Here is a 24,976-nt window from a genome sequence, read left to right on the forward strand (position 1 = left end):
GTTCAACGGACGAGAGTGTTTTACCCCCCATTGTGGAAAACTCGGGAATGGACGACCTGACTGGCATCATTCAAAAAAACTACGCACAGATTCAAAGCCGCATCGATGCGGCCTGCCAACATTCGCAGCGTTCTCCAGAATCGGTCACATTAATTGCTGTGACAAAATACGCCCGCATGGAATGGGTTGCCGCGCTTTTGGAACTGGGATGTACTCACCTGGGGGAAAGCCGCACTCCGCAATTGGAGGAACGAGCTGCTCTGCTTCCCGATCATATACACTGGCATTTCATCGGCCCGCTGCAGCGCAATAAAGTCAGACGTACTATCCAGCATACCTGCCTGGTTCACTCGGTCGATTCCATCAAGCTACTCTCGGCCATCGATCGCATTGCAGCAGAATCGAATCTACAACCACGGGTACTGATCGAGGTCAATCTTTCCGGCGAACCAAATAAGAAAGGCTTTTCTCGAGAAGAACTCTTAGCCAGTTGGAGTTCCCTCTGCGCTCTCGCTCATGTTAAGATCGAGGGACTGATGACGATGGCACCACACACATCGGACCCCGAACTGACACGACCGGTCTTTCGAGAATTATCGCAACTTCGCGATCAGCTCCAGTCGATGTCCCCCGCGCAAGTCTCACTGCAGGAACTCTCAATGGGGATGAGTGGGGATTTTGAAATTGCCATTGAAGAAGGGGCCACGCTGGTCCGTATCGGCAGTGCCCTGTTTGAGGGATTAGAATCAGGAAATTGAGTACACGACGTGACCACAGACATACAGCTTGAATTTGATGGGGCGGCGATTCTGCTCCCTGTTCGTGCGCAACCTAAATCCAGCAAAAATCGCATTGAGGGGATCCACGACGGCAGGCTGAAAGTCTGCGTTACCCAGGCCCCGGAAAAGGGGAAAGCCAACAAAGCTCTGTTGAAAGTGATCAAAAACGGTCTCAACCTCAAAAGATCACAAATCGAGTTGTATAAAGGGGAAACGGCAGGACTGAAAGTATTCCGCATTACTGAAATTTCGCCGGATGAGTTGCGAAAAAAACTTCAGGACGCCCTGAATCACTCTAGATAATTCTGCCAGCGGTGCCCGGTGTAAGCCGGGTTTTGCACGAACAGACCCAATATTCCTGCCTCTCACCTGAGACAGAATCAGCTGCTTCCCGGTCAGGAATCTTCTGCCGTTGATTGCAGCAGCTTGAACGGGCACATATAATTATGAGACGTGCATCCGTATCTTACCCCTAAGAGGCCTTCGCTCGGTTTTCTGAAAATCCACACGCAGAATGTCGTCGCGATAATCTCGACTTTAATTTCCCACCTGGTCTACAAGATCTCACAAAAGGACTATTTGACTATGATGAGTTATTCAATGCCCGTTCGCCTGCTCCTGGGAGCCTTGCTGGTTTGCGGAATTCCCTTGTCATCCAAAGCGGCAGAGCCCACTCAACTTTCAAAGTCATGGGAGCAATGGAGAGGCCCGAACCGCGAGAATCATTCTTCTGATACAGGACTCCTGAAAGACTGGAATGCGACTCCCCCCAAACTTGTCTGGACTGCTACCGGCCTGGGCAAAGGTTATGCCAGTGTTTCCATTAAAGACAATCGTCTGTTTACCACGGGAAATCTTCCGGAAGGTCAAGCTGTGATCGCCATCAATACCGATGATGGTAAAATCTTGTGGAAGACAAACCTGCTGGATTTGAACCCGAAACACGGATATCCCGGCGCACGCTGTACTCCTTCCATCGACGGCGATCGCTTGTATGCCATTTCCTCCAACGGGGCAATTTCCTGCCTCAGTGTTGAAGATGGGGAAATCATCTGGACTAAAAATTTCGAAGAGGAATGGGACGGAAAAATGATGTCCAAGTGGGGTTTTTCGGAATCTCCGCTCGTTGATGGTGACCTCGTGATCTGCACACCCGGTGGAAAAGATGCGATGATGGTCGCACTGGATAAAACAACCGGAAAAGAAGTCTGGAAAACATCGGTTTCCGACCTGGGTTCAAAGGGCAAAGACGGTGCCGGCTATTCTTCGATCGTGATTTCAAATGCAGGTGGCGTGAAACAATATGTCCAACTCACCGGCCGCGGGCTGATTGGCGTGCGTGCCAGTGATGGAAAATTGTTGTGGAACTACAACCCGGTAGCGAATGGCGTTGCCAACATTCCCACGCCAATTGTTTCCGGAGACTATGTCTTCACCTCAACCGGATATGGAACAGGCAGCGCCCTGGTGAAACTTTCGAAAGAGGGTGACGGAATGAAAGCGGAAGAAGTTTATTTTCTTGATCCCAAAGTACTGCAAAATCACCACGGGGGTCTGATCTTGTATAAAGATCATATCTATTGTGGACACGGACACGGCAAAGGGTTTCCGATCTGTGTTGAACTGAAAACAGGCAAGGTCGTCTGGGGCAAAAGAGAAGATAAAATTCGGGGCGAAGGATCAGGATCTGCTGCAACGACCCTGGCTGATGGCCACCTGATTTTCCGCTACGAAAGTGGTGACCTGGCTCTGATTGAAGCGACTACCGAAGGGTACAAACTGAAGGGCAGTTTCAAAGCAGATCAGGTGTTAGGAAAAGCCTGGGCACACCCGGTGGTCTGTGGCGGAAAACTTTATCTACGCGAGCAGGATGTTCTGATGTGCTACGATCTGAAAGAATAATCTCAGATCAACTAGTGATCTTACTCGAAAAGCTCTGTCGATTTTCCTCGACAGAGCTTTTTTCATTCTCTCGGGGAGACGCTCAACTAAGAATTCAGGTTGACTCATTCAGAATCACCGGATTCGATCAGAACACGACTTCCTGCACAGCATCTGCTCAAAGTCTGCTTAACCTGCCGCGTTTTTAAATTTGCTCAGGTCAATTTTTCCGTTGCCTTCCACGGGTAATTTTCCGTTGGGACAGTATCGGGAACGGGCAACACTGGAGGCAATATTATAAGTGTAAACCGCATCCTGACGAATCAGAAAGATGACCGTCCCTTTGTTTTGTGCACCGATTTTGTCGAGTAATTCCACAAAAGGTAAGCTCTTTCTCAAATCGTCTCGGCGCACTCGTAAGTCTTTTGACGGGCCATCCAGAACCAGAATTCCATTTTTCGTACATTCAATAAAAGTGGGATTCAGATCTACGCCCGTACCACCTGGCTGAATTCGAACTTCTGCAGCGACCGGGTTTTCCCGTTTGTTTAATTCGACTTTGAGTTTATCGATTTCCTTTTGCAATTCCATTGGATCGTCTTTGATCTCTTCGATCCGCTTTTCCAGACGATTCGCTTCCGCCAGGAGTTTCACTTTTTCTTCCGGCGTAATGTCATTGGGAATTTTCGTTTTTTCCTGTTTGAGTTTCTTGAGCTCTTCCAATGCCAGGATCAGTTCACGATTCAGTTTTGACAAATCTTCAATCTGGCTTTTGACTTCGTCAATTTCCTCTTGCTTCTCTGTAATCTTCTGTTGTTCTTTTTCAAATTCTTCGGCGCGTTTCCAGACATCGTCCTGATTATCCATCTGACTCAGTGCCATGGCGGTGATCATCAGCGTCAGCACACCAATGACACATGCCAGAATACTCAGGAATGGAAACAGTGAAACCGTTTCTGTGTCGTCTTTCTTTTTCTTTACCACTGCATCACCACACTCTGGTTATCGTCTTTTCCGGGAATTCCCGAACAGTCCCCAGCGTTTGCGGGGGGCTTCTACCTGCTGGATCAGTACCTGCTTCTCGCCCAGATCCGTCAGTACGGTATTCAATCCGTTTAATCCCTGCTGAACCCCATTGAATGACTGAGTCAGCACGCCGGCCGCTTCGGCCATCTCCGTCGCTTCTCCGTTCATTTTATCCAGGTTTGCCGCGTGTGCTGACTGGATTTCGGTCATTTTCTCTTCGACCGTTTCCAGTTGCTTCACCACCTGTTGCACCTGATTCAGCTGTTCCTCCTGCTGGGCACGAATTTTTTCGTCGATTTTGCCCCAGGATTTCATCACGGACTGTGACAGGGTGCTCCCGATCCCTTCCAGTTTTTCAATCCAGGTCTGCAATTCGGCATGGTGGTTCGCCATCGCTTTATCAATGGTTCGCTGGATCAGACGCCGATGATCCTTTTCATCACCGCCGCCGCCAACATGATCGCTTTCCTTCAGCCGCTTCAACAGGTTTTCATTACAGTATTCATCCACCCAGTTGAGCAGGTCCTCTTCCGATTTCTGCATCGAGCTACTGGGAAACATCACCAGCATACTCATTACCAGCGCGACCAGTGTCGTATCAAAGGCAGTCGACAAGCCGCCAGTCACATTCCCCAGCGAATCTTTCAGCGCGGAAATATCCTCGGCTTGATCCATACCCCCAGCGAAGCCCCCCACAGCGGCACTAATCCCGATCACAGTACCAATGAACCCCAAAATCGGAATCGCCCAAATGAAGACTTTAAGAATGGTATAACTGGAATCGACGGCCGTGGCATCAATTTCTGATTGTGACTGCAGCCGGTTCGAAACCTCCGCACTGCTTTTCAAGACACTGAAATGCTCCAGCCCTCTTAAAACCCGGTTTACCAGAAAACTTTCTCGCGGATCGACGGGCAGGTTTTTGACGTGCTCGATGAATTTGGAAACGGTCTTCTCGGAAATATCCTCGGAAATATCGGTTGGCAGCGTATCAAACAGCATCGAATCCTTCTGTTTGGACAGCTTGCGGGATTTCAAGATCAGAATCGTCGCTGACCAACTCATCAAAAAGACCAGTGCGAACGGAACCCAGCCTCGATCTAAAAACAATTCCCCCAGGTAATAGCTCCGAAAAGGGAACATGAGCACGAGAAAGACGACAGAAGACGCAATCGCAATCACCCCACTCTTGGAGAGGCTCACCTCTGTACCATCGGCCCAACCACTGGAAACATCTTTCTTCCCTCCCCGACTGCTGGTCGATGATCTGCTTGAAGAACCTCCGGCTGCTGAACTCGTCACATCGATTGACGTGTCAATGATCGGTGTTTCCGGTTTTTTGACCAGCATCGTATGATGGCAGTAAGGGCAGCGAACTTTCTTACCTACATTTTCATCTCGAACTTTGAGCTTTTTAGAACATTTTTCACAGGGAAACTGGAAATACATGGAAGGAACCCCGGGGAGTTGTAATCTTTTAGTGGAGTGACGTTTGGAAAAGATTCCAAGTGGAAATCATTCCTTCCAGTTTATCCAAGCTGTCGTCGACTCTAAAGTCAACAGGCTGCCGCATTCTTTGAAACTCACCAAAGAGCTTGTTTTTTAAGGGTCTACCCCTACTCCAGCAAGCCGCAACTACACAAACAGACACTTCTCCTGGGTCAATTATGAAAAATCCGTCTCCAAGCTTGTTAATTAAGATCTAAATTCATCAGAATACACGAGATAAGAACAATTCGTTATACTGAGGGCAGCTCGAAGTAAATTCATCAAAACACAATCTGTTCTTTACCCGACGACGTTTCGAGCGGAGATGAGATCCTTAAAAATAGAAAATTAATACATGTCTACTGAATCACCAGAAACTGCGAACCGCTACTGGGCCGGGTTCGATCTGGGCGGCACGAAAATGCTGGCCAAAATTTTCGATTCTCAATACAAAACTCTCGGAAAGAAGCGCAGAAAAACCAAAGGCCACGCGGGTGTTGAATTGGGCCTGGAACGGATGGTGCAGACGATCCATCAGGCATTAGAAGAAGCAGGGCTGACTCCTAACGAATTGGCGGGAATTGGCGTTGGTTGTCCCGGGCCGCTGGACTTGGAAAACGGGATTATCTTCGAAGCGCCCAACTTAGGCTGGTATAACGCCCCTGTGAAAGAGGTATTGGAAAAAGCCTTCGGCTGCCCTGTCGTCCTCTGTAATGATGTCGATGCCGGTGTCTATGGTGAGTATCGCTTCGGTGCGGCGAAAGGTTCGACCTCTGCCATTGGTATCTTTCCCGGTACAGGAATTGGAGGAGGCGCCGTTTATCGTGGTCATCTGATTCAGGGCAGCAAAAGCTCTTGCATGGAAATAGGGCACATCAAAGTATTACCTGAAGGTCCGGAATGTGGTTGCGGCCAACATGGTTGCCTGGAAGTCCTCGCCAGCCGTCTGGCTATTTCAGCTGCAGCCGCCCAGGCCGCCTACCGAGGTGACGCCCCGACCCTGCGATCTATGGTCGGGACTGACATTTCCGATATTCGCAGCGGCATTCTTGCCTCTGCCATCAAAGGCGGCGATCGAAGTGTCGAAAAAATCATTCTCCGCGCTGCAGAATACATTGGAATCGCTGCCGGGAACATGGTCCATATCTTTTCGCCTGAAGTCATTGTTCTAGGAGGCGGGCTGGTGGAAGCGATGCCTGATCTGTTTGTGCCGGCAGTCGCTGAAGCCACGCGCCACAATGTGATGCCGACTTTTAAGGATTCGTTTAAAGTCGTTGCCGCACAGTTGGGAGATGACTCCTCAGTGATGGGAGTCGCAGCCTGGGCTCGGACCGTGATTCAGGAAACGAAATCGTTAAATAATGAAACCAAAGTATGAATACAAAAGATTCCGCGTTGACTGAAACAACCGCCAGTTCCAATCGTCCTGAATCTGACCCCAATCGCCTGATTGCGGTCATCGATATCGGTACCGGCGCGATTCGAATGGCAATCGCAGAGATTAAAGCAGACGGAACCGTCTATGCTCTGGAAAGGCTGTCTCAGGCAGTCACGCTGGGAAAAGATACATTTCAGACGCGTAATATCCAGAAATCGACGATGGAAGAATGCGTTCGAATTCTCAAAAGTTACCGCCGAAGATTAGATGAATATCAAATCAACCGGGATGATCAGATTCGGGTTGTCGCCACCAGTGCGGTCCGCGAAGCAGATAATCGACTGGCATTTACAGACCGCATTTTCATCGCCACCGGTTTCGAAGTTTCTCCCCTGGACGAAGCGGAAGTCAACCGAATTACCTACCAGGGTATTCGTCCCTATCTGGCAGCTAAGCCAAATCTGGATGAAGCCCAGACCATCGTCACGGAGATCGGCGGAGGCACGACCGAACTGCTGCTGGTACAAAACGGCAATGTGTTGTTCTCCAGTAATTACCGTCTGGGGGCGTTGCGTCTGCGTGAAATGCTCAAAGGCTATCGCGTGCCTTTGTCCAAAGAACGTACGATTATGGAAAATCAGATTGAACGCGTGATCCAGCAAATCGTACATGAAGTTCCAGCGGACAAATCGATCAAACTGGTTGTGCTAGGTGGTGACGTACGGTTTGCCCTGGCTCAATTACGTCCTGAGGATGAAATTCCAGAACCCGGGAATTCACTAGATGAACTGGATCGGCTCAAAGTTTCTGAACTCAGTAAGTTTACCGACCAAATTCTGCAGAAAAACGAAGACGAACTGGTACAAACCTACCATCTGGCATTCACCGATGCAGAAACCCTGGGCCCTGCTCTGTTGGCTTATACCAAGCTGGCCCAGGCATATAAGCTGAAACATATTTACGTCACCAAAGCCAACTTTCGAGACGGACTGCTCAAAGAAATGGCCGATCAGAGTACCTGGTCGGATGAGTTTTACACACAGGTTATCCGTTCGACGATTGATTTCGGGAAACGCTTTGATTTTGATGAAACACACGCACGCCACGTTGCTTTTCTGGCAGACACTCTGTTCCAGTCGCTGCAAAACGAACACAAACTCGATTTACGGAATCGCCTGCTGTTATACACGGCTGCGTTACTGCATGAAATCGGCATCTATGTGAATCAACGTGGTTACCATAAACACTCGATGTATCTAATCAGCAATGGAAATCTATTTGGACTGGGACAGGCCGACTTATTACTGGTGGCATTAATCGCGCGCTACCATCGGCGGGCCTCTCCCAAAGCAACGCATGAGGGATATTCAACACTGGATCGTTTCAGTCGGATTGCCATCGCTAAGATGGCAGCGATCCTGAGGGTCGCCGATGCATTGGATTATTCATACAGTCAACGCGTTCAGGAAATTGAATGTGAGATTACGCAGGGGCAGTTGATTATTTCGATTCCCCATGTAGAAGACGTTTCCCTGGAACAAATCGCGTTGGTCGAAAAAGGACCTTTGTTCGAAGAAGTCTTCGGACTGAAAGTGCATTTGAGAAAAAAATAACAGGTCGCAATCGTTGCAGCGACAGTGCCTCCTGTCGCCGCCCCATGAAAATAATCAACTTACTCATATAACAGGTTTCGCATGGCCCCTAAAGCTTCGAAATATCTCAACCGGGAATTAAGCTGGCTGGAATTTAATCAGCGAGTATTAGATGAAGCCCATGACCCCGACATTCCCCTGCTGGAACGGCTGAAATTTCTGGCCATTACCAGTTCGAACCTGGATGAATTTTTCATGGTCCGCGTCGGCGGACTCCATTTACTACAGGCCAGCGGAAATACGACATCCGATCCGTCCGGGATGACTCCCAAAGAAACACTGGATGCCATCAGCCTGCGAGCGCATCATATGATGGTGGAACAATATCAGTGTCTCCTGAAAGAAATTGAGCCCCCTCTGGCCGAAGCCGGATTTCAAAGGGCAAATCCACAGGAACTGACGGATGCGCAACGGCGAATTGTCGAACATGTTTTCAGAGATGAAATTTATCCCGTGCTGACCCCCATGGCGGTCACGTCTGATATGGAATTCCCCTATCTGGTAAATCACACATTGAATCTCGTGGTTCGCCTGGCACCGGATGAAAAATCGGAAACACCACAGGATCGGTTTGCCATTATCCCGTTTGGGAGACCAGAATTTCGGTTTATCACACTCCCTTCGGAAGGCGGCTATCAGTATTTACCATTAGAAGACGCCGTCTGCCTGTTTGTCGAACAATATTTTGGAGGTGAGCATGTCCTGGAAAGTATTCCTTTCCGTGTCACCAAAAATGCCGACGTCAGTTTGCAGGATGAATTTGCCTCTGATCTATTGCACCAGATGGAGGACATGCTCGATCAACGGAAGCAGGGAGATTGTATCCGGCTGGAAATTGCTGAAGCCGTCTCGGTAGAGACGTTGGAATTCCTGGAGCGGGGTTTAGGCGTTCTCGATGAAAACGTCTATCGGATTCCCGGTCCACTGGATCTCACCGCGTTTATGCGGTTGACGGACATTTCGGGGTTTGATGCGCAGAAAGATGTGAGCTGGCCTCCTCAACCTTCGCCTGAAGTGAATCCTCGGATCAGCATGTTCGAGAATATTTCTCAGCAGGACATTCTGTTATGCCATCCCTATGAAAGCTTTGAACCGGTTGTCCGATTGATTGAAGAAGCAGCCGTGGACCCGGATGTACTGGCGATTAAACAGATTTTGTATCGCACCAGCAAGCGCAGTCCGATTGTCGCCGCCCTGATTCGCGCCGCGGAACAAGGCAAGCATGTGACCGCCATCGTGGAACTCAAAGCACGCTTTGATGAAGCACGCAACATCGAATGGGCCAAAAATCTGGAGCACGCGGGCGTGCAGGTCATCTACGGCGTCAAAGGGCTCAAAACACACGCCAAAGTCTGCTGTATTGTCCGTCGTGAACCGCAGGGAATTCAACGCTATCTGCACTTCGGTACGGGTAATTACAACGATGCCACCTCGAAAATCTATAGCGACATCAGTTATTTCACTTGCGACGAATTTTTGGCCTCGGATGCAATCAACTTCTTCAATTCAATTACCGGTTATTCTTTACCTCAGAAATATCAGAAGCTGGAAGCGGCCCCCATCAGCTTACGAGATAAAATCCTGGACCTGATTCATCACGAGACCGAACGCAAAAAACAGGGACAGAAAGCGCGGATTATCGCCAAGGTTAATTCACTGGTTGACCCGGAAATCATCAATGCCTTGTACGAAGCATCGGAAGCGGGTGTCAAAATCAAACTGAATATTCGCGGCATCTGCTGCCTGCGGCCCGGCGTTTCCAAATTGAGTAAGAATATCGAAGTGGTCAGCATTATCGACCGCTTCCTGGAACACGCGCGGATTTTGTATTTCTATCACGGCGGCGACGAACGGGTTTTCATTTCCAGTGCTGACTGGATGCCTCGCAACCTGGATCGGCGAGTGGAATTACTGGTTCCCATTGAAGAAGAAAATTGTCATCGGAAAGTGATTAAGATTCTGAACACCTATTTTGAAGATAACGCCAAGGCCCGTGTCCTGAATAGTGATGGCGTCTACGAGCGCATTACTCCGAACAAGGAAAAGAACCTCGTTCGCTGTCAGCAAGTGCTGTATGAAGAAGCAGTGGCAGCAATCAAGCAGGCAGAAAAAGCAGGTCGTACCGTCTTCGAACCACATATGGCACCCGAAGACCAGAAATAGACCGAACCACTTGCGAACCTCGTGTGTCACTACACAGGAAATCAGTACTTTTTTGCAGAATGAAGTTGCGAAATATCACGCTGTGTGAAATTCTGATGAATCGATAAATCCATATCCTGTTCAGACAGAATAGGTTACGGATGACAGCTTTTACCGGTTCCGAGAATTTCCTCGAGTTCACTGCAAAAAGGTATTGCCTCAATCTGGGGAATGGTAAAAATAAGAGTAGATCATGTCTCGCACCCACGCAGTGCGATAGGACTAAAGCCTGTGTTCTAGTTGGAGCTACATACCGATGAAGAAACAGGGAGTTTATCCAAGAAAAGGAGGTGATTGAGTGGACAGTTATTGTTGTAGCCAGAAAGGTGGTTGTTCTTAGCGACTACTGGCGGGTTGTCATCGACAACCACCACTCGTGAGGATCACCTCGATCCTAACGAAAATTGAACGGAGGCTGACCTGCCTGAGCGTAGGTCAGCCTCTCTTTTTAAAAGTTTGCAGTGCCTGCAAAAAAACAGCACCGGAATCATTTTCCGGTGCTGTTTTTTTTTTGATCAATCTGCTGACTCGTTGCAGTTGCCTTAGACTTCGTTGGGTACAACAAAAGGCTTGCGATACTGACGTGTCAGATATTTATCCGCTTCCGGATCATTCACAAACTGCTCCGTTTTGGGATCAAAATTCAACTGGCGTCCCAAGCGGAATGCGATGTTGCCCAAATGGGCAATCCCAGAACTGGTGTGAGCCGTTTCCACAGGACCATTCAAAGTCTCTGCTTTTCGTGATCGGACCGCGTTCAGGAAGTTCGTAAAGTGAGCTTCTACCGGATCGTCGCCACTATTCTTGGGGCCTGGCTCTCCCTTTCGTCCCAGAAAGATCTCATAAGAGTTATACCCTTTCACAACCATATAACCTTCTGAGCCGTAGAAGATATTCCCGACCGAAGCCCCCCCTTCACTATTCGTCATCCAGGGACGGACTTCAAACTGAATCATTTTGTTTTCTTCAGGATAGAAGTAGTTGGTGGAAAGCACTTCCGGCGTTTCCTTATCGTCATCCCAAAGGAACTTGCCTCCCATGGCGGTGATTTGCGAAGGCAGCTTGACATCCAGCCCCCACAGGCACATATCGGTCTCATGCACGCCCTGGTTTCCGACGTCGCCGTTCCCATAATCCCAGGTCCAGTGCCAGTTATAATGCACCAGACGGCGGGAGAAATTGGTTTCCTGAGCGGGGCCTTGCCAGAGATTCCAGTCCAAGTAAGCAGGTGCCTTCTCATCCGGTTTGTGGCCGATGGAGGGTCGCCAGCGGAAGACCAGACCGCGTGCCATATACACATCACCAATCGTGCCTTTGCGAAGATGTTCCACACCTTCCTGGATCGCAGGCTGACTGCGAAGCTGAACGCCGTGCTGCACGATGCGTTTGTATTTCTTCGCCGCCTCAATCATCTTGCGGCCTTCGAATAGATTATGTGAACCCGGTTTTTCCACATAAACATCTTTACCGGCCTGACAGGCCCAGATCGTCGCCAGGGAATGCCAGTGATTGGGAGTCGCTACCGTCACCACATCAATGTCATCCCGGTCGAATACCTTCCGCATGTCTGTTTCGGTTTCGACCTTGCGACCGTATTTTTTCTCAAATTCCGCAGCCCGTTTTGCCAATACCTGTTCGTCAGGATCACAGAGCAACACGACATCTGCACCTTCAATATTGCCAATGGCTTTGATATGCGTACGACCGCGGCCATTAACTCCCAGAACGGCGACTCTGATCTTTCCGTTCACATCGGCCCGTGCTGTGCTCCCCAGCAACGATGTTGCTGCCACTGCCCCCGCACTGGTTTGAAGAAAATTACGTCGTGTGACTTCACTCATGATTTATCCTTTTTCTGTTAACTCATAATACGTTAGAGCAGAAAGCTGACCGTCTCTCGCTCAATTTCCTGCACATAGATTATCGTAAGTAGCCAATCAGGCAATGTCCAGAGAATGAATAGACTTCCATCGAATTAACCTCCACAGAATTTTCTTGAAAAGGGGGTCCGACTGTAAGGGCACCCCTTTGATTCTTTATCGCAACACAGAGCCGCATGTTATAAATGCCTGATTAGCCGTAAATTACCGAAATCTCCTCAATCGGAGTGTTGCCATCTGTTGATTTTGGGAGACAGTTTTCATTCATCAAAAACAGTTCCTATAGTAATCAACCCAGGCGATCCAGCATTTGCTTTACCGAAATATTTCCGACTCCGAAAAAAATTGTGTTATACTTTCGAGGGATAAAATATGAATCAAAATAAAAACACAATCTGTCGCATTTTAAGAACAATGGATTCCGGTCTGACCACAGAATCCATCACAATCAAATAATGAAATCGGGAAAGCTCGCCCCCCTTGCAGGGACGAGCTTTTTTTGTTTGTTCGTTTTCAGCGAACCACTTTCAAAACCAACGTGAACTGTGATGAAATAAAAGCAACTGAAACTGGATCGCAATTACAATCATAAACTGTTTCTTTAATCAGGGAACTTCAACTGTTTCATTTTTTAAGTAGAAAAAGGGGCCTATGAAAGTACTAGTAGTCGATGATGTTGGATACACGTGCTATGTGCATACCAGACTTCTAGAAGAGCTTGGCTACGAAGTCCTATGTGCCTCTTCCGGATTTGAAGCACTCTCTATTCTGGAGAAAAACAGTGACATCAAAATTGTCTTCTCCGAACTGGTGATGCGGGAGCTCGACGGCCTGGACTTATTTTTAAAGGTCCAGCAACAGGAGCATTACAATGATGACGGGCAAATGGAAGCCCCCATGTATTTCCTGATGACGAGTATTCAGCCGGCCAATAAAGCACAATGTCGCCAAACCGAACGACTGGAACTCGCCAAAAAACTGGGGATCACTGGTGTGATCTACAAAACCCGTGATCGAGAAGAACTCAAGCATGCGTTCTCTAACACATTAAAAGAGACCTTAGGCGAACTCTCCGCAGCGACACCCATCGACATTTACACGCCGGCCCAATCACTGTGTGAGGTGATCAAGGATATCATTGAAACCAAAAATGTGGAAGCCGCCGAAGAGTTCTATGATCTCATGACGTGCCAGGCTGAATACCTGGAATATTTTATTGCTAATTCAAGACAAGTCGCTGAAATGGCTTAAAACAGTTTCTGGCACAATCCAACAACGAAAAGATCAGCCTGCTCCGTGATTACGGGGCAGGCTGATCTTTTCAATTAATATGATTCCTCATACGCCGTCATCAAAAATCATGAGTTCAAGCACCTGCCTCCCTCTCGCCATTCCCACCTTTTTGATAGCGTTTTGTGTTTGGCCCCAGTATCATCAATATAGAGTCGCCCGGTTCGATTCTTTTCGAAATTACTTCCATACAAACTTTTCAAAAAGAAAATACGATGATGGCCGATCAAAAGACATTGCTGGCAATTGGTGCGCACTTTGATGACTGTGTGTATGGCGTTCCCGGTCTCATGCTGAAAGCAGTCGCTAAAAATTACCGTGTGGTTCAACTGATTCTGATCGGCGACTACAGTAACTGGCCGCCCACCAAAGGCCGGGAAGAAGCCTTCCGAAAATCGGTCACTTCGATTGCCCGTGAATATGGCGTCGAAACCCGCTTCCTTGATTTCGCCTCGCATCAATATGATACGAATGAAAAAACGAAACAAAAAGTAGCGGCCGCGGTCCATGACATCAAGCCGGATATCGCGCTGCAAATGTGGGAGTACGATCATCATCACGATCACACGGTCGCCTCTCAACTCAGTAAAATTGCCCTCAATCATGGCGGGCGGGTCCTGAATCAGGATCGCTTTAAACGGCCCCGTAAGATCTATCATTACGATAATGGCCCGGGGCATACGGTTGGTTTTGAACCGGATACATTTGTGGATGTGACGGATTACTGGGACAAATCGATGGAATGGCTCGGGCGCTATATGGCTCTGCAGCGGAATGTCGACTATGATCCCACACAAACCAACGGTGCCCTCCAGGGAAAAGAAACACTGGCCCGTTATCGCGGACAAACCTGTCATGTGAAATATGCGGAAGCACTCTGGGCTCCCCGAAAACAACCTGTCGAAATCTTATAAAACAGCACTCAGATTTTTCATTCCGGCCAACATCACGAAAGGATTCCCATGAGTCTCGCAGAACACATCAAAACGACTCTGGAACTTCCGACACTCGTTGTCACTAAATATCTCGAAGACTTAACTGACGCCGATCTGTTTGTCAGACCTGCTGAAAAAATGAACCATATCGCCTGGCAGTTAGGCCATTTAATTCAGAGTGAGCACTTTCATGTAACGCAGGTCTTCCCCAATTCAATGCCAGCGCTGCCTGACGGTTTTCAGGCAAAATATACAAAAGAAACCGCAGCCAGTGAGAACCCCGCCGACTTTCATACCAAAGCGGAATACCTGCAATTGATGCAGGAACAACGTGAGGGGTCGCTCAAAGTGCTCGCAGGCCTCAGTGATCAGGATCTGATGCAACCCGCTCCCGAATCGGTACGCTACCTGGGACCGACCGTAGGCTGTATTTTTGCGGGAGAATCCACCCACTGGATGATGCACGCCGGCCAGTGGGCGGTTGTCCGACGCAACCTGGGGAAACCACCTCTGTTTTAAGGCGAATTTTCTGTTTCAGGTTGTGTAAACGGCTCGGGTTGAACCCACTTCGAATACGTACGCGGCGGGCCTGGTAAACGCCCCTGTTTTCCTTCCGGAGTCCCCAGAGTGACTGCATACAGGTAGCCGTTCATTTCTCCCACCAGCCTGGTATGCAGAATCTTATTTTGGGGATTGCCATGAATCAGTAAGTAGACTTGATCTTCCAGCGCAGCATAAGTCACATAATCCCCCGCAGAGGACTCGCTGAATTTGAGATCCCGTTTGAAGCGCTCTAACATCCGGTGCGTCGCACGATAGGTTCCCCCCGTGGGACTGACGACTTTTTTGCCGCGATACAAGACATTCCTGTCGTCGTACGCCAGAACCACAAGCCGGCGTTGCTTACACCCCTTCAACCAGTTGAGAAACTTCTTGCCATGCTGGTCTTTTTCACTGAAAGAATAGTTTGCATCCAGAAAAACAAAACGATCAACCTGATCCGGTATTTCTGCCGATCCGTTCAGGAATCCCCATAGAAAACTTCCTCCGCCGCTATGACAGGCAAGTGTGAGCTGTGACTCTTTGAGCGGAATCGCTTCCATGATGGAATTAACCACGGTTCGAATCCGCTTTGGATTATCGGGATGCCTGGCGCGCCAACGAGGCCAACTGAGCCCCTCTGCTTCCAGGCAGACTAGAATCAGGTTCTCGCGTTGGTTCAGAGACTGCCATTTCCGGTGCTGGGCAGCGATATGCTGAATATCAAAGTGCCAGTCGCGTCCCTCTTGCTGCTGGCAACCCAGTGTCTGCTCGATCGTACTCCCATTCGGAGTCGCAAACAGAATCACACGACTCGGATTTCCGGGAACAATTCGCTCTGGCCGGGGCGCAACGATAATCAAACGCACTTCTGGTTCAATTGAGAGATAGGAGATTTGCTCATCAAACCAGGGACTTGTTTGAAACCCGGGCCAGACAGAAGGCGGCGTTTCTGCTGCCTGCAATGCGGAGCAAGAAAATAAAGCAATCAAAAGAGTCAAACAGGTGCGTCGGCTCTGCATACCGCCTCGCCTCAAAGGGTCAGTTCAAAAACTCTCGCTGGATGAAGTAGCGACAGGGTAGGAATCTTCTGTATCAATTTCTAAGATACCATAATCTCATTGAATGATGAAAACACGATTTGCATTATTCTTTCGCATAACACACAAATTCACGCATACCAAGATACAGAACACGATCACCGATGAGCCAGATTGCCGTTGAAGAAATTTATGACCACCTGGGCGAAGTAAAGCTCCAGCAACTGATCGCCGCCTTTTACCAGGGTGTGAAAACAGACGAGATCCTCAAACCCATGTATCCGGCTGATGATTTCGAAGGTGCCGAATATCGCCTCAAAGAATTTCTGGTTTATCGACTGGGTGGTCCGCAACGCTATCTTGATGAACGCGGGCACCCCGCCCTGCGTATGCGGCACGCACCCTTTGCGATCAATCAAAGTGCCCGTGATCGCTGGATGGAATTAATGAACAATGCGATGGATGAAACGGAACTCCCAGCCGATGTCAGACAGACACTCGAATCGTTTTTTGACCAGATGGCAACCTTTTTAATCAATCGAGCCAACTGACGTTCTGTGTTTCCTGTTTAGCCAAGAAATGGACTTGAAGATGAAACTGGACGACCGACTGCAGGCAGACTGTAAACAGATTTGTGAACTCGCAGAATCAACGTTGCTCTTAATGAATAACGCGCTGGTTGACTGGTTTATCCTGGTCCCCCGCTGTGAAGAAATTGAATTGACGAATCTGCCCTTCGAACAGCAGACAGCAATTTTAAAGGAAGTCAATCTGGTAGCCCGTTTTATTCAACAGACATTGGCACCTGATAAACTGAATATCGCCACGCTGGGCAATGTGGTCAGCCAGTTGCATATTCATGTCATTGGCAGAAAGCAGAGCGATCCTTACTGGCCTGCCCCCGTCTGGGGACAAGCAGCATCGCGGGCTTACACCGATTCGGAATTCACAGCTCTCAAAGACGCCTTTCATGAATTTCAGCGGGCTCAAACCTGATCTCGATCCCCTTATCCTAAAACACAAACACCTTGAAATAGATAGAAGAGCACCATGACCAATCAGCCATTACGCATCGGAATTCTGGGTCTCATTCACGATCATGTCTGGGACCACCTGCCACAATTGCAACATTCTCAGAACGCGGAACTCATCGCCGCCTTTGACAGTAATCAGGCTCTCCGCGACCGCATTTCAGCAGAATACGATTGCCCCACCTATGCGACTCCCGAGGAATTATTTGCACAGCATGAACTGGACGGCGTTTATATTTTCAGCAGTAACAAACAGGGAGCCGAGTTGGCTTTGGCGGCAATCAGTCGCGGCATTCCCGTCATGATCGAAAAACCGATGGCAGCGAACCTGGCCCAGGCAGAAGCAATGCTGTCGGCAGCTCGCGACAAGAACGTCTGTCTGATGGTAAATTGGCCGTTTGCCTGGTGGCCACAAATGCAGCATGCGATTACGATGGCACAGGACGGAGAAATTGGAGAGATCTGGCAGATCAAATACCGGGCCGCCCATGCGGGTCCCAAAGAATTGGGCTGTAGCGATTACTTTTGTGACTGGCTGTTTGACTCCGAACTAAACGGTGCTGGTGCGATGATGGACTACTGCTGCTATGGTTGTGTGCTCTCCAGCGTCTTAATCGGGATGCCTGAAACCATTACCGGAATTGCCGGTGTGTATCGACCCGAGCCGCTCGGCGTTGAAGACAATGCACTGATCGTCATGCAATACCCCAATGCGATCGCCACTGCGGAAGGTTCCTGGTCGCAAATCGGTAAACTGACCGCCTATGCGACGGCAATTTACGGCACGAAAGGCACACTCATTGTAGAACCCCAAAAGAAGGGGCGGCTGATGCTGGCTACGGAGTCACAGCCGACAGGCGAAGAGGTCAAAGTCCAATGTCCCCTGCTCTACCTGCAGACGGCAACCGAACACTTTGCCCATTGCGTCCGAACAGGCGAAGACCCCTGGGGACTCTGTAGTCCCAATATAAGCCTGGAGGCCCAACGCATCCTGGAAGCAGGAGTGCAGCAGATAAAATAAGTGGGACACAAGTGTCACGACGGTTTTTCCCAACAGGGGCTTTCACTCCTGACTGGAGAGTCATAGAATAAAAGAAGACTCACGAGACTCTCATAAAAGGATTGAAAACCATGACACAATCATATGCAGAGGCGGGTGAAGTAATTGATGTTGGCCCCTTAGGCGATGCGCTGGAGTCAACAAAGACTACTACGCTGGTCAAGACCGATGATCTGGAAATCATTCGTCTGATACTCAAAGCCGGAAAGTCGCTCCCGAGCCATACCGCTCAAGGGATTCTCATTATTCAATGCCTTGAAGGACGCGTCCGTTTCAAGGCACTTGGTAAAGAGCATGAATTAACTACAGGGCAGTTGCTGCACTTACCTGACAAAGCGCCCCACGCTGTAGAGTGCCTGGAGCCGGCTGCTCTGTTACTGACGATTATTCATTCGCGCAATCCCACTCCCCCGATGAATGAAGTTGATGAAGCTTCTGAGGAATCGTTCCCGGCCAGTGATCCGCCTGCCTGGACAGGAACGAAAGGATCGTAGCCTGAATAAACGACTGGCGAAGAAGTGTCGTAGTAATCAAATAATTTTCTAACAAGCTACATTTTCAGTTCAAGATTAAGATTGTATTTTCTGAGATTCTACTATGATCTGATTCTTATCCCGAATCAGCAAATTGAATTATAATAAAACCCGTTTTTTAGTCAGCCAGGCACACTTTGAGGAGCGAACCATGAGAAGTCTTTCTTTATTAATCATCTGTGGAATCTTGATCACAGGCTGGGGAGATCAGGCAGAACGCTTTTCCTCTCTGCAGGCGAAAGAAAAAACCAATGCAGTAGAACAGCGCACGGGAAAAAAGAATCCAACACAAGAAAATGTTTCCAAATTTATGCAGGCCAAACTTGATAGTTCCAAAGATGTTCTGGAAGGACTCGTAACGGAAGATTTCGATCTCATCGAAAAAGGAACGAAAAAGATGATCGAAATGAGTAATGCGACTGAATGGCAGGTCGTCGAGGGACCGATTTTCGCGCAACAAAGTGCGGAATTCCGCAATGCAGCAAAAGAGGTTATGAATTATGCCAAGAAAAAGAATGTCGATGGCGCTTCGCTCAGTTATCTGCATCTGACGATGACCTGCATTGCCTGCCATAAACAGATCAAGAAAAGCGTTGTTGTAATGAAGTGACACCTCGTTTCAGCCATTCACAAACCGAACCTTTTTCAGCATTGAGTCGCAGATGCAGCAGGAAGCTTTGAAGAAACAACTAGCCGAACAGAACGTAGAGCTGATCCGTGCCATTTATGTCGGCCCCGACGGGATTACTCGCGGCAAAGCGTTCCGACCAGGCAGCCTCGATGAAATTCTGGAATCCGGACTGGGGCTGACCCAGGCACAGGCTTCAGTAACCGTGTTCGACCATCTGCCCCCGGAAAGTGAATTTCAACCAGTGGGGGAAGTACGGATTCGTCCTGACATTGAAACCTTTCAGGTATTGCCCTATCTACCGGGGCACGCCAGAATGCTTTCCGATATCGAAACGATTGATGGGCAACCCTGGGAACTCTGTCCGCGGGGCCTGCTCAAGACATTCCTGAATCAACTCTCAGACAAAGGAATGGTGATTCGCGCTGCCTTTGAAAATGAATTTACCATTTTCATCGATGTGAATGGGGAATGGCAACCACTGGACCAGTTGAACTGTTTCAGTTCTGCTGCCATGGATCTGGCCAGCCCCTATATTTTACCCATCATTTCCGCCTTGGAAAAACAGGGCGTAATGGTCGAAAAATATTATCCGGAAGCGGGTCATGGACAGCATGAAATTCCCGTCCGTCATCAGCCTGGTTTGCAAGCCGCAGACCAGCAGGTTGTGTTCCGGGAAACAGTTCGCGGCACAGCGCAGGCGAACGACTTTCGTATTTCCTTTATGCCCAAGGCATCTCCGGAAACCGCCGGAAATGGATGCCATATCCATTTCAGTTTGTGGGATTCCCGCTGTGAACAAAACTTGTTTTATGATGACGCGGGGGAGTATGGTCTTTCCCAGACCGCTCGTCATTTCATGGCGGGCATCTTGAATCACCTGCCCGCGCTGATGGCGTTTACCGCACCGACAACCAATTCGTACAGCCGATTTGTCGAGCGGTGCTGGAGCTCGTGCTACGTCTGCTGGGGCCCCGATAATCGTGAAGCAACTGTCCGTGCGGCGTCTGGCTTTAGAGGGCACGAATCTGCCACCGTCAATCTGGAGTACAAACCCTCTGATCCGACCTGTAACCCCTACCTGGCACTCTCCAGTCTCATCTGCGCGGGCCTGGATGGAATCGAGAAAGAGTTAAATCCGGGAGAACCGGTTTTAACTGATCCCGCTTTATTATCGCCACAAGAACGAGAGACGCTTGGTTTGACCAGGTATCCGATTGATCTCGACGCTGCCCTCACAGCACTGGAACAGGATGAGGTACTACGCACCGGATTGGGCATACGTCGCGTTTCCGACTATGTCACCATGAAACAGGCGGAAATTGAAATGATCGATTCTCTGGGCAAAGCTGCTGAACAGCAGGCGTATCTATTCCGTTATTGAGCTTAGTTCCTGGCTACTTCCTGAGCAGTCCTGCAAAACACGAATAATAAAACAAGACGAATCGATAGAATCCGACCGATTCACAGATTCAACAAATAACTATCAGCTGTAAAAACGTGTCAGCTGCAGCAATTCCCCAGTGTACAAGCAGGTGATCCTGGCAGTGTTTTCCCTTGATTTTTTGCATTAGTAGCATAAATTTCGGTGTGACAAATGATTTTAGACAATTGGAGGTTATTACTCGGTTTAACAGCAAAGGGCAAACAGTATTGAAGAGATTTACAGATTACTACCAGTATTCTCCGCAGCAAAAACATTTACTCAGCAAAGCTCTGAACATTCTCGCTCTCGTCGAAGAGCGTGCCAAGCGGATCTATGCTGACCAGCGAGCACATAAACGAATCGATTATCGCGGCTTAATCGTCATTTCGGTTCCGGAAGGCTTCTCCAAAGCGATCGAAATCTACTCCGGCGAAATGGTCACGGTGTTGGGTCGCTCGCTCTCTCAATCTGGCATCTCACTTGTATGCCCTGATGTGATTCCTCAAGAGGAAATTTTCATCAAACTTCCCTTGAACAGTCCGATCCACACCTGGTTCAGTTCCAGAATAGTACGCCGGCGAAAAGTTCTGGATGATTTCTGGGAATATGGCGTGCAATTCCTGGCGCGAATCGACGTCTGACAGCACTCTGTCAATGTAAAGATTCTACATTCATTCAGACGATGAACTGATTCCAGAACAGACAGTGAAACGTTGTCCGATTCTTAATCGGTTTCTGCATAATCAATTTGGATCTGGATGATCTCCTGGCGTCGTTTTGTAAACGCATCCAGTACACTCGGATCAAACTGAGTTCCCCGCCCTTCCTCAAGAATCTCAAGGGATTTGGCTAGTGGAAATGCCGGTTTGTAGGAACGCTTACTCATCAATGCATCAAATACATCAGCAACTGCGGTAATCCGTCCTTCTAAAGGAATATCTTCGCCACTCAAGCCCAGCGGATACCCGCTTCCATCCCAGCGTTCGTGGTGAGTCATGGCAATAATTTTTGCCAGGTTCAGAATAGGGGAATCAGGAATATCCATGATTTTTGCCCCCATCTCCGTATGCATCCGGATCAATTGTGCCTCTCGTTCCGGAAGACAGTCAACAATTTTTTTACCGAAACCACAATGCCGTTTCATCTCATCATATTCTTCAGGCGTCAGCTTGCCTGGTTTGAGCAGGATGGAATCTTCAACACCGATCTTACCGACATCATGCAACTGAGCAGCCGGTTCCAGCAAACAGAGTTCTCTCTCTGATAAACCCAACTCTGCTCCAATGATCCGCGCATATTTTCCAACGCGAATCACATGTTGGCCTGTATCGTCGTCTCGGAATTCTGCAGCCCGTGCCAGACACTGAATCACGCTCAACCGTGATGCTTCCAGTTCCGCCGTTCTCTGGCGCACTGCTTCTTCGAGTGTTTCTGAATTCGCTTTGAGCTGGTCCTGGTATATTTTGACGTTTAACACATTGCGAATGCGGGCAATGAGCTCTCCATGATGAATGGGTTTGGCCAGCAGGTCGGTTGCGCCTTGCTTCAGTGCGGATATTTTTGTTTCATTATCTGAAGTCGCAGTCAGAATAATCACCGGAGTCGTCGCGAATTCCTGATGCCCTCGAATCTGCGCCAGCAAATCCAGACCGGAAACGTCAGGCATTTTAATATCGGACAACACTAAATCCGGTTTCTCAGACTGAATCATCGAAAATGCAGACGCAGACTTATCTGTCGAAATCAGGTTACTGAAACCTTCCATCTCCAGATAGTACTTGATCATGTCGATATTGATACTTTCGTCATCAATAATGGCAATACAGCACTGTTCGAATCCATTTCGATCAAGGAACGTTTTCTTATTTTCAGTCGATGGGCTATCCAAAGCAGAACGAATCATAGCTTCTCTCATTCTCTAAATATTTTGCAAATCACCGGTCTCTGTCTTCTTCGCCGTGAGACGCTGTCCTAATCTCGCAAGTTCTTCCAGTATTGCTGTTGCAGTCTCTTTTTCTTTCCGTTTCGCTGACAACTCTAATTGCAGAGCAGACTCGGTAAGACAACTAAACCCGGCTGTCCCTCCCGTTCCTTTTAACCAGTGAGCCAGATCTTCCAGTCGAGACCAATCAGAGGCTTTCAAGGCATTCCGCATCTCATCCAGTTTTACTGTCAGCCGCTGGATAAAATCTTCCACGATGACCAAGATCTTCGGGATCTCTGTTGGCAGATCAGAAACGATCGGCGAGATATCCTCCGAAGTGACGCAGCTTGGTTTTTGTTTCAGCTGCGTTTTAGCTGAGGGCCTGACCTCTGGTAAATTCAGCACGACGGTTTGCAACAGACTCTCGATGTTAATTGGTTTTGTCAGGAAATCAGAGCAACCTGCCGCCAGACACTTATCTCTGTCTCCCCGCATGGCATTCGCCGTCAATGCAATAATCGGCAGCGAACAGCCACGCGAACGTAATGTACTGGTCGCGGTGTACCCATCCATGAGCGGCATCTGCATATCCATCAAAATCAAATCAAATTCGCCGCGGTCATATTCCTGCAGTGCCTCTTCGCCATTTTCAGCACACGTGACCGACGCATGCGCGTTTTCCAACACTAGTGAGATCAAGTCACGATTGGTTTTCCCATCATCAACCAGGAGAATCTGAATGCCTCTCAGACAACTACTTTCCGCAGTCTCTGCTTGAAATTGTTCATTCGTCATAAACGCTTCGGTAGGGGGTGTCTTAAAAATCCGAACATTCTCCAGTGCTCCCGCATCAACCCACAATCGAAAAGTGCTTCCTTTACCGACTTCACTTTCGACTGTTAGATCTCCCCCCAGTCCGTCGGCAATCTGACGGCAGATCGTCAGTCCTAAACCGGTGCCACCAAAACTGCGCGTGATGGAAGAATCGGCTTGCGTAAACGGCGAAAAGATGTTCTTGAGATTCTGAGGATCTATCCCGATTCCTGTGTCATGCACTTCAACAACAAACTGAGGATTGGCTTGGCTTCGATCAAGAGTCGCGGTCAGTTTCACACTGCCCTGTTTTGTAAACTTTATCGCATTTCCAACTAGATTAATGAGAATTTGCTTCAGTCGCATTGGATCCGTGTGAATCGTTTCCGGAACGCTGCTGGTCCACTGACATTCCAGCGAGAGCCCTTTCTCTTTTGCCTGCACACGCATCGTGGAAAGTGCTTCAGAAATAATTTTATGCGGTGAGTAGTTTCGTTTTTCATACTCCATCCGGCCGGCTTCAATTTTTGACAGATCCAGAATGTCATTAATCAAGCCCAGCAGATGCTCTCCATTTTTGTATATCACATCCAGATATTCCTGTTGCTCTGCTTTCGATCCCACTCCCCGTCGTAACACATCAGTGAATCCCATTATTCCGTTCAACGGCGTACGAATTTCATGGCTCATATTCGCCAGAAAATGGCTTTTCTCATGATTGGCGATCTCTGCAATGGTTTTCTGTTCCAGCAGAATTTGACACTGAAAATGCACCAGTCGCGCGACATCCAGAAAACGGTATTCCCCGTTTTCGCATTTGATGAGCAGAGGCTCATACAGCTCTGATGGGGGACGGTTAAATAATTCCCGAACCGCGTCGACAATGGGAGAAGTATCATTGAGTTCCAGAGCGGTACAATTAATACGAGATAATAATTTTGAAACCGGTCTGCGAGAGAAAACCGACCCACTTAAAACTTGCGACATGTGCTCAAAATAGGAATTTCGGGAAAGCAGTCCATAAAACTCCTTGTCATCCTGAACCAGTAAGCCCACGACTTCTGGCCGACACTTAAAGTAAACGCCAACTTCTGAGATCAGTGTATTTGGTGTGACAGATTCATTCTGTAACTGAAGATCGGCTAACGTGGAATACGTCATCAGGTCATTTGTAGTTGGTGTCATCGACATGGTTCTCGGTTGCTGCAGTCGACAGCGACTATTACGGGACTCAACTCGAAAAAGAGCGAGCCATTGTATAATTCATCCGCTGTGAAGAAAGAACAAGCCCTCGCGGGAGTTACCCTCTTTTCACACTTAAAAAGTAGTATTAATCCTCGATTCAAATGAAAGGATTTAGTAATTTCCTATTCGGGACTTATCGCCAGTGGATCTCTTCAAACGGGGAACCGATCCTAAGTGTTGTTATATCAGGACTTAACTGTGGTGTTTTAGTGCCTGAATACTGCA

General features: G+C 48.5%; 22 protein-coding genes. 16 read left to right on the forward strand and 6 right to left on the reverse strand.

All coding sequences use genetic code 11. The annotated features are described in order from the left end of the window. The first annotated feature begins 47 nt into the window (after nucleotides 1–47). From Pan241w_RS22905 to Pan241w_RS22915, 3 genes are all read left to right on the forward strand, one after another. Nucleotides 48–758 (forward strand): YggS family pyridoxal phosphate-dependent enzyme, encoded by a 711-nt coding sequence (locus tag Pan241w_RS22905; protein ID WP_145220318.1) that lies wholly within the window; start codon nucleotides 48–50, stop codon nucleotides 756–758. Between the two features lie 9 nt (nucleotides 759–767). Beyond that, entirely contained in the window at nucleotides 768–1,082 is a 315-nt protein-coding gene (locus Pan241w_RS22910; protein WP_145220320.1) for a DUF167 domain-containing protein, read from the forward strand. A gap of 282 nt (nucleotides 1,083–1,364) precedes the next feature. Further along, nucleotides 1,365–2,681, forward strand: a complete 1,317-nt coding sequence (locus Pan241w_RS22915) for a PQQ-binding-like beta-propeller repeat protein (RefSeq protein ID WP_232107245.1) — start codon at nucleotides 1,365–1,367, stop codon at nucleotides 2,679–2,681. Nucleotides 2,682–2,849: 168 nt separating this feature from the next. Here Pan241w_RS22915 and Pan241w_RS22920 read toward each other — a convergent pair whose 3' ends face one another. Together Pan241w_RS22920 and Pan241w_RS22925 are read right to left on the reverse strand one after the other, a co-directional pair. Then, entirely contained in the window at nucleotides 2,850–3,644 is a 795-nt protein-coding gene (locus tag Pan241w_RS22920; protein ID WP_145220322.1) for a hypothetical protein, read from the reverse strand. Between the two features lie 18 nt (nucleotides 3,645–3,662). Beyond that, nucleotides 3,663–5,135 carry a MotA/TolQ/ExbB proton channel family protein gene (locus Pan241w_RS22925; protein WP_145220324.1) on the reverse strand — a complete coding sequence of 491 codons (1,473 nt, stop codon included), beginning with the start codon at nucleotides 5,133–5,135 and terminating at the stop codon, nucleotides 3,663–3,665. 394 nt (nucleotides 5,136–5,529) lie between these two features. Here Pan241w_RS22925 and Pan241w_RS22930 point away from each other — a divergent pair, with 394 nt between their 5' ends. The 3 genes from Pan241w_RS22930 to ppk1 all read left to right on the forward strand — a co-directional run bounded on the left by Pan241w_RS22930 (nucleotide 5,530) and on the right by ppk1 (nucleotide 10,367). Further along, nucleotides 5,530–6,552: an ROK family protein gene (locus Pan241w_RS22930; RefSeq protein WP_145220326.1), complete on the forward strand. Its 1,023-nt coding sequence runs from the start codon at nucleotides 5,530–5,532 to the stop codon at nucleotides 6,550–6,552. Further along, a complete protein-coding gene (locus Pan241w_RS22935) occupies nucleotides 6,549–8,165 on the forward strand; it encodes a Ppx/GppA phosphatase family protein (RefSeq protein WP_145220328.1) in 1,617 nt (538 codons plus the stop codon). The genes Pan241w_RS22930 and Pan241w_RS22935 overlap by 4 nt, the downstream gene beginning before the upstream one ends. An 81-nt stretch (nucleotides 8,166–8,246) precedes the next feature. After that, entirely contained in the window at nucleotides 8,247–10,367 is a 2,121-nt protein-coding gene (gene ppk1, locus Pan241w_RS22940) for a polyphosphate kinase 1 (RefSeq protein ID WP_145220330.1), read from the forward strand. A gap of 581 nt (nucleotides 10,368–10,948) precedes the next feature. Here the strand turns inward: ppk1 and Pan241w_RS22945 are convergent. Next, nucleotides 10,949–12,247 (reverse strand): Gfo/Idh/MocA family oxidoreductase, encoded by a 1,299-nt coding sequence (locus tag Pan241w_RS22945; protein WP_145220332.1) that lies wholly within the window; start codon nucleotides 12,245–12,247, stop codon nucleotides 10,949–10,951. A gap of 690 nt (nucleotides 12,248–12,937) precedes the next feature. Between Pan241w_RS22945 and Pan241w_RS22950 the strand changes: the two genes are divergently transcribed. The 3 genes from Pan241w_RS22950 (at nucleotide 12,938) to Pan241w_RS22960 (ending at nucleotide 15,030) form a co-directional block, all read left to right on the forward strand. Next, entirely contained in the window at nucleotides 12,938–13,537 is a 600-nt protein-coding gene (locus Pan241w_RS22950) for a response regulator (RefSeq protein ID WP_145220334.1), read from the forward strand. 254 nt (nucleotides 13,538–13,791) lie between these two features. Next, nucleotides 13,792–14,490, forward strand: a complete 699-nt coding sequence (locus Pan241w_RS22955; protein WP_145220336.1) for a PIG-L deacetylase family protein — start codon at nucleotides 13,792–13,794, stop codon at nucleotides 14,488–14,490. Nucleotides 14,491–14,538: 48 nt separating this feature from the next. Continuing rightward, nucleotides 14,539–15,030: a DinB family protein gene (locus tag Pan241w_RS22960; RefSeq protein WP_145220338.1), complete on the forward strand. Its 492-nt coding sequence runs from the start codon at nucleotides 14,539–14,541 to the stop codon at nucleotides 15,028–15,030. Here Pan241w_RS22960 and Pan241w_RS22965 read toward each other — a convergent pair. Then, entirely contained in the window at nucleotides 15,027–16,073 is a 1,047-nt protein-coding gene (locus tag Pan241w_RS22965; RefSeq protein ID WP_145220340.1) for a hypothetical protein, read from the reverse strand. The two genes, Pan241w_RS22960 and Pan241w_RS22965, sit on opposite strands and share 4 nt — an antisense overlap. Nucleotides 16,074–16,255: 182 nt before the next feature. On the opposite strand from Pan241w_RS22965, the gene Pan241w_RS22970 reads away from it, so the two are divergent. From Pan241w_RS22970 to Pan241w_RS23000, 7 genes are all read left to right on the forward strand, one after another. Beyond that, nucleotides 16,256–16,642 (forward strand): globin, encoded by a 387-nt coding sequence (locus Pan241w_RS22970; protein ID WP_145220342.1) that lies wholly within the window; start codon nucleotides 16,256–16,258, stop codon nucleotides 16,640–16,642. Nucleotides 16,643–16,682: 40 nt separating this feature from the next. Beyond that, on the forward strand, nucleotides 16,683–17,087 hold the full coding sequence (locus Pan241w_RS22975; RefSeq protein WP_145220344.1) for an HIT domain-containing protein: 405 nt from the start codon (nucleotides 16,683–16,685) through the stop codon (nucleotides 17,085–17,087). 54 nt (nucleotides 17,088–17,141) lie between these two features. Next, nucleotides 17,142–18,143 carry a Gfo/Idh/MocA family protein gene (locus Pan241w_RS22980; RefSeq protein ID WP_145220346.1) on the forward strand — a complete coding sequence of 334 codons (1,002 nt, stop codon included), beginning with the start codon at nucleotides 17,142–17,144 and terminating at the stop codon, nucleotides 18,141–18,143. A 110-nt stretch (nucleotides 18,144–18,253) separates the two neighbouring features. Then, entirely contained in the window at nucleotides 18,254–18,676 is a 423-nt protein-coding gene (locus tag Pan241w_RS22985; RefSeq protein WP_145220348.1) for a cupin domain-containing protein, read from the forward strand. Between the two features lie 190 nt (nucleotides 18,677–18,866). Beyond that, nucleotides 18,867–19,325: a hypothetical protein gene (locus Pan241w_RS22990; protein ID WP_232107246.1), complete on the forward strand. Its 459-nt coding sequence runs from the start codon at nucleotides 18,867–18,869 to the stop codon at nucleotides 19,323–19,325. Between the two features lie 52 nt (nucleotides 19,326–19,377). After that, nucleotides 19,378–20,727 carry a glutamine synthetase family protein gene (locus Pan241w_RS22995; protein WP_145220350.1) on the forward strand — a complete coding sequence of 450 codons (1,350 nt, stop codon included), beginning with the start codon at nucleotides 19,378–19,380 and terminating at the stop codon, nucleotides 20,725–20,727. Nucleotides 20,728–20,996: 269 nt separating this feature from the next. Then, nucleotides 20,997–21,410 carry a PilZ domain-containing protein gene (locus tag Pan241w_RS23000; protein ID WP_198000093.1) on the forward strand — a complete coding sequence of 138 codons (414 nt, stop codon included), beginning with the start codon at nucleotides 20,997–20,999 and terminating at the stop codon, nucleotides 21,408–21,410. Nucleotides 21,411–21,493: 83 nt separating this feature from the next. On the opposite strand, the gene Pan241w_RS23005 is transcribed toward Pan241w_RS23000, so the two are convergent. Both Pan241w_RS23005 and Pan241w_RS23010 read right to left on the reverse strand, forming a co-directional pair. Further along, entirely contained in the window at nucleotides 21,494–22,672 is a 1,179-nt protein-coding gene (locus tag Pan241w_RS23005) for an HD domain-containing phosphohydrolase (RefSeq protein WP_198000094.1), read from the reverse strand. 15 nt (nucleotides 22,673–22,687) lie between these two features. Further along, a complete protein-coding gene (locus tag Pan241w_RS23010; protein ID WP_198000095.1) occupies nucleotides 22,688–24,691 on the reverse strand; it encodes an ATP-binding protein in 2,004 nt (667 codons plus the stop codon). Nucleotides 24,692–24,976 lie beyond the last annotated feature (285 nt).

Origin of the sequence: Gimesia alba (assembly GCF_007744675.1) — a bacterium.
Classification (GTDB): Bacteria; Planctomycetota; Planctomycetia; order Planctomycetales; family Planctomycetaceae; genus Gimesia; species Gimesia alba.

What these genes read in the sequence shown, in the direction of transcription:
- Pan241w_RS22975 (WP_145220344.1), top strand. Translation starts at nt 16,683, where the DNA reads ATGAAACTGGACGACCGACTGCAGGCAGACTGTAAACAGATTTGTGAA.
- Pan241w_RS22995 (WP_145220350.1), top strand. Translation starts at nt 19,378, where the DNA reads ATGCAGCAGGAAGCTTTGAAGAAACAACTAGCCGAACAGAACGTAGAG.
- Pan241w_RS22950 (WP_145220334.1), top strand. Translation starts at nt 12,938, where the DNA reads ATGAAAGTACTAGTAGTCGATGATGTTGGATACACGTGCTATGTGCAT.
- Pan241w_RS22965 (WP_145220340.1), bottom strand. Translation starts at nt 16,073, where the DNA reads ATGCAGAGCCGACGCACCTGTTTGACTCTTTTGATTGCTTTATTTTCT.
- ppk1 (WP_145220330.1), top strand. Translation starts at nt 8,247, where the DNA reads ATGGCCCCTAAAGCTTCGAAATATCTCAACCGGGAATTAAGCTGGCTG.
- Pan241w_RS23005 (WP_198000094.1), bottom strand. Translation starts at nt 22,672, where the DNA reads ATGATTCGTTCTGCTTTGGATAGCCCATCGACTGAAAATAAGAAAACG.
- Pan241w_RS22990 (WP_232107246.1), top strand. Translation starts at nt 18,867, where the DNA reads ATGAGAAGTCTTTCTTTATTAATCATCTGTGGAATCTTGATCACAGGC.
- Pan241w_RS22935 (WP_145220328.1), top strand. Translation starts at nt 6,549, where the DNA reads ATGAATACAAAAGATTCCGCGTTGACTGAAACAACCGCCAGTTCCAAT.
- Pan241w_RS22960 (WP_145220338.1), top strand. Translation starts at nt 14,539, where the DNA reads ATGAGTCTCGCAGAACACATCAAAACGACTCTGGAACTTCCGACACTC.
- Pan241w_RS22970 (WP_145220342.1), top strand. Translation starts at nt 16,256, where the DNA reads ATGAGCCAGATTGCCGTTGAAGAAATTTATGACCACCTGGGCGAAGTA.
- Pan241w_RS22955 (WP_145220336.1), top strand. Translation starts at nt 13,792, where the DNA reads ATGATGGCCGATCAAAAGACATTGCTGGCAATTGGTGCGCACTTTGAT.
- Pan241w_RS23010 (WP_198000095.1), bottom strand. Translation starts at nt 24,691, where the DNA reads ATGACACCAACTACAAATGACCTGATGACGTATTCCACGTTAGCCGAT.
- Pan241w_RS22980 (WP_145220346.1), top strand. Translation starts at nt 17,142, where the DNA reads ATGACCAATCAGCCATTACGCATCGGAATTCTGGGTCTCATTCACGAT.
- Pan241w_RS22925 (WP_145220324.1), bottom strand. Translation starts at nt 5,135, where the DNA reads ATGTATTTCCAGTTTCCCTGTGAAAAATGTTCTAAAAAGCTCAAAGTT.
- Pan241w_RS22985 (WP_145220348.1), top strand. Translation starts at nt 18,254, where the DNA reads ATGACACAATCATATGCAGAGGCGGGTGAAGTAATTGATGTTGGCCCC.
- Pan241w_RS22930 (WP_145220326.1), top strand. Translation starts at nt 5,530, where the DNA reads ATGTCTACTGAATCACCAGAAACTGCGAACCGCTACTGGGCCGGGTTC.
- Pan241w_RS22915 (WP_232107245.1), top strand. Translation starts at nt 1,365, where the DNA reads ATGATGAGTTATTCAATGCCCGTTCGCCTGCTCCTGGGAGCCTTGCTG.
- Pan241w_RS22905 (WP_145220318.1), top strand. Translation starts at nt 48, where the DNA reads ATGGACGACCTGACTGGCATCATTCAAAAAAACTACGCACAGATTCAA.
- Pan241w_RS22945 (WP_145220332.1), bottom strand. Translation starts at nt 12,247, where the DNA reads ATGAGTGAAGTCACACGACGTAATTTTCTTCAAACCAGTGCGGGGGCA.